An 8,566-nucleotide genomic window follows, 5' to 3' on the forward strand; every position below is an offset into this window, starting at 1 on the left:
CGTAGCCGATGTGGGCTCCTTCGCACCAGGTCACCAGGTCGTGTACCCGCTGGGCCCCGGCCTGGTAGGCGACGGTGGCGGGCAGGTGGTGCTTGCGGGCCCAGCGCCGGTTGCCGTCCAGGATCACCGCGAGATGCCGGGGCACAGCCGCAGACGACGGGACAGGGTCGTCCTGCTTCGCGGCGGGTGCTGGCGTGCGCCCGCGGGTGCCCTGGGCGAGGAGGGGCGTCGGCTGGCCACGGGAGTCCCGCACGGGGGCAGGCGATGTCGACTCCGGGGGGCCGGTGTCGGGGGGTGGTGCGGGGTGGGGGGTGTTGTGGTTCATCGGTGGCTCCGTGGGCTTGCCTGTCGCGGCAGGCGCAGGTATGGGCGAGCGTGGGCAGGGCCTGCCGGCCGGGGGCGGCTTCCCCCAGGCAGGCCAGGGCCTGGCCAGGTGGCGGCCGCGGCCGTCCTGCGCCAGGCGCGGCCGCCGGCCTGTTCGGAACGAGGAGGGGCGAGTGAACCAGCGAGGCGACCGGCTGTGGGCCGGGCGTGAACGCCTCGTGAGGTGCTGGAGGCCGCGAGGGGCTCGGTCGGTTTCGACGGCGAGTCGGTCACCCTGCCCGTCAGTGCGCGGGCGGAGAACGCGGTGCATGCCGAGTGGGGGAAGGCGGTGCGGGGGAAGCCAGGTTTAGCCCGAAGGGTTGATGATGGGCAATGGTGTCCCTTCTCTTCCGTTCTCCGGTAGGTCCAGCCGGCCGGTCCGGCTGTTTCCCGGATAGGTCCTGTGTGCCTCGCCCGATCCTGACTTGTCACCCCAGCGCGCAGTGGAATGGGTGCTCTCGTGGAGGAAGCTGTGATCGGACCTGGCGCTGGGCATCCATTTTCGGATGCGGCTGTGTCCGGTGAACTCCAGGGTCGTCTGCTCGCCTGGGCTGAGGATGCTGCCGTTTCGGTAGCCGTCGAGGAGGGGCAGCCCGTTGAAGCGAACCCATGGATCGCCGCTGTGTTTATGACCTCCGTTTGAGTCGTGGACGACGAAGATCCCGTCCCAGTGATCGCCGGTCAGGAAGGAGGCTACGGTGACGATCGTGTTTGCTCCGTCGAGAGCGAAGTAGCCGCCGGCTTGAAAGTCCCAGGTGACGTCGCGGATCCCCCAGCTGTGATCGCGGATCAGGAGTCCGGAGAGCTGTGTGCGATGTTCCGCGCCCCAGATCTCCCCCGTGAACTGTGCTCCGGCTGCGTAGTGGTTCCCGGCCGAGTGCGGCGCTACCGATTCGAACAGTGATCCGAAGTCGATCGGCGGCAGGGGCTGGCGGAATTCCACGGTGAAGCCAAAGGGCACGTCTCCCGGTCCGCTGGAGTACAGACCGTGCGGGTTCGGGCCACGGTTTCCGCGGCCGGAGAACCGCAGGGTCCAGTGTTCCAACGGGCTTCGGATGTCAGCGTCCAGGCAGGGGACAGCCAAGGCGTCGTCGCAGGCGTATCGGCCGCCCATGGAAATGATCTCCTTGGAGAAGAGCACTTCCGCCATTACCTCGACGAAGCCTTCGTGCGGCTGATGCGACAGGTGCAAGCCCAGTCCGCAGTGGCGTTGGTCGTCCCACGCGGTCAGCCAGTAGTTTTCCTGCCAGCGGGGATGAGGGCCGGCGGTGTGGCGGAACTCGTCGGCGGGGGTGAGTGTCATGATGCGTCCTACCTTTCGGTGCGGAGCCGGAGAGCAGCTGCTGGCAGGTCGTCAATGTGTCTGCTCAGAAGCGGCGTCGGTAGCGGATGCCCGTCGGCAGGCTGCGGTGGCGTATGCATGGTTCCTGTGGGCGGAGCGTTTGCCGGCTGTGTCACGACAGCTTCTGAGGGCGGTGGAGTACGTGGACGGTGCCGTGGGTTCCGTCGACGCGGATGCGGTCTCCCGTGCGCAGCCTGCTGGTGGCGTCCAGGCCCATGACGCAGGGGATGCCTAGTTCGCGGGCGATGATCGCGCCGTGACTTGCGGCGCTGCCGATGTCGACGACGGCGGCGGCGGTGAGGATCAGTACGGGGGTCCAGCTGGGGTCGGTGGTCTGGCACACCAGGATCTCGCCGTCCCGGGGCAGGGCGTCGGTGTGCGGGTCGGTCAGGAGGCGGGCCGGGCCTTCAGCGATGCCGGGGGAGGCGGCGGTGCCGGCCAGTTCGTCGGCGTGTGTGTGGGTGTTGTCGGTGCTGCGCGATGTGGGGGTGGGCATGCCGACGAAGGACAGCGGAAGCTCGATGCCCTGGTGGGTGATGTGCTGCTGCTTGCGGCGGGCGACCTGTTCCCGCGCGTCTGGGGAGGGGAGGTTGGCGAGTTCGGCCAGGGTGAGGTGGACGATGTCCTCAGGGCTGTCGAGTACGCCGGTGGTGACGAGGTGCGTGCCGTGGCGGCGGGCCGCGGCGCGGGCTGTGTCGAGGGCCATCAGGGAGGTTTCTTTGGCCAGTTGGAGGTTGCGGGTCTGGTGGCCGGCCATCCGTGCGGTGATGCGCAGGGCCAGGCGGTGGCGCGGGGGCAGCAGACCGTACAAGGTGGTGAGCGCCGCGCGCCGGGCCTTCTGGGAGGCTTGGGCTCGCCGGATGGGTTCCTCGTCTTCGGTCCGGGTGCGCAGGGCGTCGGCGTATGTGACAAGGGCAGGTGGGTCCTCGCGCCAGGAGTGGCCGTAGAGGTTGCCTTGGTGGTGGCCGTGGAAGCCGTGGTCGGCCAGCACGGCATCGAGCGTGCGCCGGCCGCGGGACAGGTGCCACAGGTGCTGGGCCAAGATGCTTTCGGGGCTGTCGCCCGGGCCGCGGAAGACCGCTGTCAGCAGGTCGGGGCGCCCGGCTTGTTCGGTGAGCCGGGCGAGACGGGTGTGTACGCCGTCGGTCAGGCTGCGCGAGATGGTCTGCAGGCGGCATGACGTCTGGAAGCGGGACACGGCGGCGTCGAGCAGTTCCAGTGGCGGCGTCGGACACTGAGGGCGGGTGCTGGTGCGCCACCAGGAGAGCTGGCGGGCATGATGGCGCCGTACCCTCCGGGTTTGCATGAGGGCGGTTACCGGTGCCTTGACGGCGATCACGGGGAGCCGCCACCGGTGGGGAGGTACTGCTGGCGCGTCGGGGCGTACGGTGCCGAAGACGTTGCGTTCGAAGGCGTCGGGGTGGTCGCCGGGGAGCAGGCTCATCCAGCGGCGGAGGAGGTCCACGTTGGCCGCCATCCGCCCGTAGAAAAAGCCCAGTACGCACTCCTCCACGGTGGCAGGACGCTGTCGCGCTTCCCTGCGTGCCAGGATTCCCAGGGCAGCCATGGCCCTGCGTCCCCCTACCTCGAGCCCCTGGGACCATACCGATGCGCACAGCGCGGACGTCACGCCGCTGACCGCCTCCGCGGTATTCACCCGGGTCCAGGCGACGCGGGGAGGCGAGGTGACATGTACGGGATCACTGTGGTGCGGGAAGGGCTGGGTGTCCGGGCCCATGGCGGGAATGTCCTTCCGGGATGAGGCGGGTGGTGACGTGGCTGTGAGCGGGGAGTGAGCGCAAGGGGCGGGTGAAGAGCGGCGGCTGGGGACCGGGGTGGGCTCTGGGCTGTCGGTGCGATGGAGTTCTGGGGGCGGGGCTGTTCGTCGGCGGGGTCAACGGGTATCGTGTCCCGGCCCTTTCGCGGGTTGCTGGGCATGGATGCTCCCGGTGGTGCCGTTCACGATCACGGTGTGGCCGGCCAGGGCCGTCAGGGTGCCGGGGCCGCAGCCCACCACGCACGGCACCCGCAGTTCCCGGGCGACTACGGCCGCGTGCGATGTCGCCCCGCCCCGCTCGGTGACCAATGCGCGGGATGCCAGGATTCCCCTGATGTCGTCGGGGTCGGTGGTGGGCCTCGCCAGGACCGCATCGGCACCGGCTGCGGCCAGGCGCACGGCGCTGTCAGCGTCCGGCACCACCAGACCGCGGCCGTAACCGGGGCTGGCCGCAATGCCCTGTGCCAGCAGCCCGTCTTCCCTTCCGGAGCCGACCGCGGAGCCTGTGCTGTCGGCCAGGTGGGCAGCTCGGGTCTGCAGCAGCCACAGCCGGCCGGACTCCACGGTGAACTCGACCTCCTGAGGTGCCCCGGCGCTCTGTTCCAACAGTGCTGCAGCGGCAAGCAGTTCGCTGTGTACAGTGGGTAGCGCATCGGCCAGGGACTGGAGAGGCAGCGGGGTCGCCCGGCCTGAGGCCAGGTCGCTGCCGGAGCGGCCGGGCAGCCATTCGCCGTAGGGCACCGCGTACCCGGTCACCGGGTTCCGAGTACACAGGGTGCCGCTGCCTGAGGACTGGTCCAGGCAGCCGTCCACCATGGCCTGGACGATCACTGCCGTTCCTTCGCCTTTCAGACCCCGGGCCTCGCGGTAAGCTGCTGCGGCCGGAGCGCACCAGGAGCCGAACACCGTGGTGATCGCCGCTTCCAGGTCGCGCCGTGACTGGCTTTCCTCACGGGTGCCGATGTTGAGCACGGTGTCGAGCATCCCCGGCATGCTGTGTTCAGCACCGGAGCGCACCGATACCGTCAGCCTCCGGGACTTTGACCCCAGCTGGCGTCCGGTTGCTCCCTCCAGCCGGCTTACCGCCTCGTGCAGCAGCACAGGCGCCTGCACCGGCAATCGCCGGGTGCGCAACCACACAGCACACCAGGAGATGGGCAGTACGAAGGCGGGCGGCACCGGCAAGCCGAGGGACATCATCACATTCAGTCCGTGCGCCTTCGCACCGATGATCCGCGGGCCGTCGGTAAGGCGCCCGTTGATCCACAGCACCCGGGCCGGCGTCCGTTGTTCCTCCTCGGTCCGGGACAGTCCCAGCCGGGTGAGCAACTGCTGGTGGAGTTGGAACCACACGGTGTGGCAACTGTCGACGAGTACCCCGGTCAGCCAGCGGTCCTCGCCGGACTGGACCCTGCGCAGGGCGGCGGCAAACCGGGCCGCATACGGGCCGAGGCCCGGATCCGCCTGGGCCAGCCGCTCCAGCACCGCGCTCAGCCGTGGCCCCAGCTCCTCCAGCACGTCCCGCCCGGGCCCCTGGCACTGCCAGTCGGTCACCATCCGTTTGAACACAGCGTTCGCGTCCAGGAATTCCTCGTCGTAGATCTGGCGGAGCAGACCCGTGGTATCCGCGGCCATCATTCGCCTCCGGTACGCGGGCGGCTGACGGGGGAAGCGTTCTCCGGCATTACCTACTCCCTCTGTGTGGACCGTGGATGGGTGAGGAGATAGACCGCAGCCGCGGTGATCCAGCCGAAGGTGAGAGGCATGTGCAGGGCTACCTGGTAGGTGGACCCCGGTGACCAGCGGCCCTCAGGGACGTAGATGAACGCCATGGAGACCGCGTCCATGACCGCTACGGCCAGGGCACCCCATGTGCCGAGCCATCCGGGAAGCAGACGGCTGCGGGCGTTGGCTGCGGCGAGGGCGAGGAACATGACCACCAGCAGAGCCAAGGACACGACATAGCAGGCGTTGGCCATGCCCCACACGAACGTGAGAATGTCGGCATTCCAGGGGCCGTTGCGGTAGCCCGGGTAGCCGTGCGCGAAAATCGGGATGGCCAGGAACTGGCCCCCGGTGATGGCCACGGAGGCGGCGAACGCCGCGGCCATCACCATGATCGTCAAGTTGGTTCCGGTAAACGCTCCCACCCGGTAGCGATAGGCCAGCGCGAGTCGTGTGGCGAACAGGGAGACAGCCACGCCGAGCACGGCCCACAGGAGGATCTGGGCCTCCCCGATGCCCTTCGCGTAGTCGAGGTAGCGTTGCGCCGACTGGTTGAGGTCGGGATAGGGGAAGCGGCCCAGCGCGAACATGACGATCGCCAGAGCCGACGGAAACAGTCCGATGACGCCGCATACGCGCCGGTTCGAGTGCTCGGCATCGGTCATCACGGCCCCGCCTTTCCCAGGGACGGCTCCCACCACCAGGCGAAGGAGGGCAGGTAGGCGGGGGGATCCTGTGCGGTGCAGGTGGTGGTCCACATCCGGTCGGTGGATGCGATCGGATGGCGGAAGTGCTTGGTGTAGCGGGGTGCGGTGAGTGCCCATTCGATGTTGGCGCGGATCGAGTGCCGCAGGTCGTCGAGATACCAGCTCAGGTGGGGCTCGGTGTGGGGGGCGATGGCCTGGTAGAGCTCGAGGAATCGGCTGATGACCGTGTCGCGTAGTTCGACCGCGCGGCGCAGTGCCTGCTGGACGGGGAGGCCGGTGTGGGCGGCGAGAACGGTGATGATGTTCTGCTCGTTGAAGGCCCGGTCCTCTTCCATCTGCGCACCGATGAGGTCGTTGTCGAGGGCGATCATCATGGCGGCCATCTCGAGCAGGGCGCGTACCGGTGGGGATTCCACAGCGCTTGGATCGAGTTCGGTGCCATGGACGAGATCGATGCACTGCAGGACACAGATGTCGCCGGAAGCGTGCAGGCGTGCGGTGAGGTAGGTGTTGGGGGAGGGCATGGTTCCCGCCCCCCGGTAGGTGATCTGTGCTCCCGCGTAGAGCACCCCGCCGTGCAAAGGCAGGGCCCAGCGTCTGAGCTGGGCGGGGGTGCCGTGGGTGCGGATGCGTTCGAACAGGTCGCGCAGGGCCGCGCCGGCGGGGGCGAGCTGTTCGGGGAGTTCGGGCAGGGTGCGGTGAGGGGCTTCGGCGATGCGGCACAGCTGGGCCATGGCGGGCAGGAAGGCTGTGGGGTCGTGGCCGATGCCGGTGAGGTCGCAGTATCCGTCGTCGACGGCCCACAGCCAGTAGGCGTAGTCGACCAGGAGTTGCAGCCGTTCCTCGTCGATGGCGGGATCGGGGATGATGCGGGAGATGAACTCCGCGGCCCGGGTCTCGGCGAGGTTGAGGAACGCGGATGGGTCGGCGGCCAGCTGGAAGGTGTTGACCCAGGCGAAGGCGCGCTGCTCGGCAGCCCGCGCGGCGGGATGGATGGCCGATTCGATGGGGCAGTAGAAGGCGGGGATGTCGTAGTCCATGCGCGCGGGTTCCGGTCTCATCGCCGCTCCGGGTTGCGGGTCGCGGTCATCGGCAGGGGGCCGGTGCCGAGGTTGGCCTGGGGGCGGGGCCGTGGGGGGCGGGCGGTGGTGGGGGTGAAGGTCCACAGAGAGGCGAGGGTGGCGACGATGATCGTGGCTTCGTTCATGGCGAAGGTGTCGCCGATGCATTTGCGGCTGCCGGAGCTGAAGGGGATGAACGCCCCGGGGCAGGCCGGCTTGCCGGTGGCCCATCGCTCGGGGGCGAAGGTGTGGGGGGCGGTGAAGACGGCCGGGTTGCGGTGCTGGGCGTAGTGGGAGTGCAGGACGGTCGTTCCCCGGGGGATGGGGTGGCCCCCGAGTTCGGTGTCGCAGGTGGTCAGGCGCGGGAGCATCCATGCGGGCGGGTACATGCGCAGGGATTCGGTCACGACGCGCCGGGTGTAGTCCAGGGCGGGCACATCGGCTGCGGTCGCGGGCCGGTCGCCGAGGACGTCGTGGGCTTCGCGCTGGAGACGCCGGCGGATACGGGGGTGACGGCCGAGAAGATCGAAGGTCCAGGCCAGGCAGGTGGAGGTGGTCTCACTCCCGGCGAGGAGCATGACGGCAAGCTGGTCGCGCAACTCGCCGGGCGGCAGCTGCCCTTGGTCGTCCGCGCGGATCAGCAAGGGCAGGACGCCGCGGCCCGCCGGATTCTGGCGGTAATGGGTGACAGCGGTGTCGATGAATGCCCACAGGCGGCGGATGGCATCGTGAAAGGTGCGGCTGCCCGGGTGAGGGAGCTTGTCGAGGGCCGGGTACACGCTGCGCAGGTAGGCGCCACGCAAAATGGTGGACAGGCAGTGGTCGATCTCGCGGGCGGTGGCGTCGTCGATGTCCTGGCAGAACATGGTGCGGACGAGGATCTTGCTGATGAGGACACTCATCGTGGCGTTGACATCAAAGGTCTGCCCGTCGGCAAGGGACCGCGACAGTTTGCCGGCCTCCTCGGTTATGACGGTGGAGTACTCGATCAGGTCATGTTTACGGAACGCCGCTTGCAGCATCGGGCGCTGACGGCGGTGGTCGTTCCAGGTACAGCTGGCCAGACTGTTGCCCACGAACTTGCGTGCCTGGTCGGCCATCGCCCCGCCCTTGTCATAGATCCGGGGAGTGAGCAACACCTCCTGGACAAGGTCCGGGTGCAACGGCAGGTAGGCGATCCCCGGCCCGATGCGCAGGCGGATCAGGTCACCGTGGGGGTAGAGGGACGTGAGGAAGGGCAAAGGGTCCCGCATCAAAGGCCAGGTATGGCCGAGCAGGGGCAGCGCATGGGGGGCGTCCGCGAGCCGGTAGGAAGTCATCGGGTCCTCTCCATCGCCGCATGCGCGACAGCTCGCCGAGAGCCATCGAGTTCGAGGAGTTTCTTGAAGCCGACGACGATGACCAGCTGAGCGTCCTCGGCGAGCTTCCTCACCGCGGCCTGACGGTTCCGCACCGGAGGCGGTGAGGCCGGCAGGTCGCGGTGGCGGGAGCAGGTGGTGGTCATCTATGCCTCCGCACCGCGGATTCGGCGAGAGAGTGAAGGGTTGCGGTGGCGGCCTGCCCGAAGGACGCGGACTCCAGCGCGGCCAGG

At 68.8% G+C, this 8,566-nt stretch carries 7 protein-coding genes and 1 pseudogene; all 8 read right to left on the reverse strand.

The features are described 5' to 3' along the window. The coding region (locus ACZ4A5_RS31240; RefSeq protein ID WP_467591652.1) for an undecaprenyl diphosphate synthase family protein at positions 1-325 on the reverse strand (325 nt) is incomplete at its 3' end. Positions 326-670: 345 nt separating this feature from the next. After that, entirely contained in the window at positions 671-1,666 is a 996-nt protein-coding gene (locus tag ACZ4A5_RS31245; protein ID WP_467591655.1) for a hypothetical protein, read from the reverse strand. 151 nt (positions 1,667-1,817) lie between these two features. Then, positions 1,818-3,272, reverse strand: a complete 1,455-nt coding sequence (locus ACZ4A5_RS31250; protein ID WP_467591658.1) for a PEP-utilizing enzyme — start codon at positions 3,270-3,272, stop codon at positions 1,818-1,820. Between the two features lie 327 nt (positions 3,273-3,599). Then, entirely contained in the window at positions 3,600-5,120 is a 1,521-nt protein-coding gene (locus ACZ4A5_RS31255) for a PEP/pyruvate-binding domain-containing protein (RefSeq protein WP_467591660.1), read from the reverse strand. A 50-nt stretch (positions 5,121-5,170) separates the two neighbouring features. Continuing rightward, positions 5,171-5,872, reverse strand: a complete 702-nt coding sequence (locus ACZ4A5_RS31260) for a hypothetical protein (protein ID WP_467591663.1) — start codon at positions 5,870-5,872, stop codon at positions 5,171-5,173. Beyond that, positions 5,872-6,975 (reverse strand): terpene synthase family protein, encoded by a 1,104-nt coding sequence (locus tag ACZ4A5_RS31265; protein ID WP_467591666.1) that lies wholly within the window; start codon positions 6,973-6,975, stop codon positions 5,872-5,874. The genes ACZ4A5_RS31260 and ACZ4A5_RS31265 overlap by 1 nt, the downstream gene beginning before the upstream one ends. Beyond that, on the reverse strand, positions 6,972-8,294 hold the full coding sequence (locus ACZ4A5_RS31270; protein ID WP_467591669.1) for a cytochrome P450: 1,323 nt from the start codon (positions 8,292-8,294) through the stop codon (positions 6,972-6,974). Before ACZ4A5_RS31270 ends, ACZ4A5_RS31265 begins: the two co-directional genes overlap by 4 nt. A 25-nt stretch (positions 8,295-8,319) precedes the next feature. Then, a pseudogene (locus tag ACZ4A5_RS31275) lies at positions 8,320-8,425 on the reverse strand (4-hydroxy-3-methylbut-2-enyl diphosphate reductase); the annotation flags it as partial. Positions 8,426-8,566: the final 141 nt, after the last annotated feature.

It is taken from the genome of Streptomyces sp. NPDC025618 (assembly GCF_055558795.1).

What these genes read in the sequence shown, in the direction of transcription:
- ACZ4A5_RS31245 (WP_467591655.1), bottom strand. Translation starts at nt 1,666, where the DNA reads ATGACACTCACCCCCGCCGACGAGTTCCGCCACACCGCCGGCCCTCAT.
- ACZ4A5_RS31250 (WP_467591658.1), bottom strand. Translation starts at nt 3,272, where the DNA reads ATGGCTGCCCTGGGAATCCTGGCACGCAGGGAAGCGCGACAGCGTCCT.
- ACZ4A5_RS31255 (WP_467591660.1), bottom strand. Translation starts at nt 5,120, where the DNA reads ATGATGGCCGCGGATACCACGGGTCTGCTCCGCCAGATCTACGACGAG.
- ACZ4A5_RS31260 (WP_467591663.1), bottom strand. Translation starts at nt 5,872, where the DNA reads ATGACCGATGCCGAGCACTCGAACCGGCGCGTATGCGGCGTCATCGGA.
- ACZ4A5_RS31265 (WP_467591666.1), bottom strand. Translation starts at nt 6,975, where the DNA reads ATGAGACCGGAACCCGCGCGCATGGACTACGACATCCCCGCCTTCTAC.
- ACZ4A5_RS31270 (WP_467591669.1), bottom strand. Translation starts at nt 8,294, where the DNA reads ATGACTTCCTACCGGCTCGCGGACGCCCCCCATGCGCTGCCCCTGCTC.